This window comes from Nocardiopsis rhodophaea (assembly GCF_039530945.1).
Lineage (GTDB): Bacteria > Actinomycetota > Actinomycetes > Streptosporangiales > Streptosporangiaceae > Nocardiopsis_C > Nocardiopsis_C rhodophaea.
In genome coordinates this window covers 1-751 of record NZ_BAAAPC010000062.1, presented here as the reverse complement: position 1 = coordinate 751, position 751 = coordinate 1, and the positions used below count along the sequence as shown (strand labels likewise).

General features: G+C 76.6%; 1 protein-coding gene. It reads left to right on the top strand.

The window, feature by feature from the left end; translation table 11 throughout:
- Positions 1-751: transposase (locus ABD259_RS25655; protein ID WP_344165853.1), on the top strand; the 751-nt coding region annotated here is incomplete at both ends.

Sequence of the window (751 nt, the reverse complement as noted above, 5' to 3'; positions counted from 1 at the left end):
CCGCTGGAAGCCCCACGCCCGACGCATCCAGGAGCGCAACGCCAAGCGGGCGGCGGCCGCCGCCCGCGGGCACCGCCTGCCCGGCACCCCCGAACAGCCCGGCTCGCGGCGCGCCTCCTACGAGCGCCGCGCCTGGCAGAACCTGCAGGCCGCCGAGGCCGAGTGGGACGCCGCGCTGGCCCACACCCGCGCCCACATCCACACCACCGGCGCCGCCACCGCAGGTGAGCGGCCCTCGGCCCCCGACATCGCCATCGCACTCGTGCTGCGCCTGGCCCAGGCCCTCAACCGGCCCCTCCACGTGGTGGCCGATGCCGCCTACTCCAGTCCCGCCCTGGCCGCCCTGCCCGACACCGTCACCTGGACCGTGCGCCTCAAAGCCAACGCCGTCCTGCACCGGCAGCCGACCACCACCACCGCCCACACCCGGTGGGGCACCCCCGGCGAGATCGCCGACCAGGCCGCCTTCACCCCCGCGCAGGACCTGGGCTGCTCGGCCGCGGATGTGGCCTGCTACCGCCAGACCCTGGGCCACACCCCGCTGCGCCTGGTCCTCATCCGCACCCCGCGCACCGCCACCGGCTGCGACGCGGCGCTTTTGACCACCGACACCACCACCCCTGGTGACGGGGTCATCGCCCGCTACCGCGACCGGTGGGCCATCGAGACCTGCTTCCGCGACGCCAAGCAGCACCTGGGCCTGGGCCAGGCCCACAACCGGGTGCCCGCCGCGGTGCGCCGCACCGCCCCG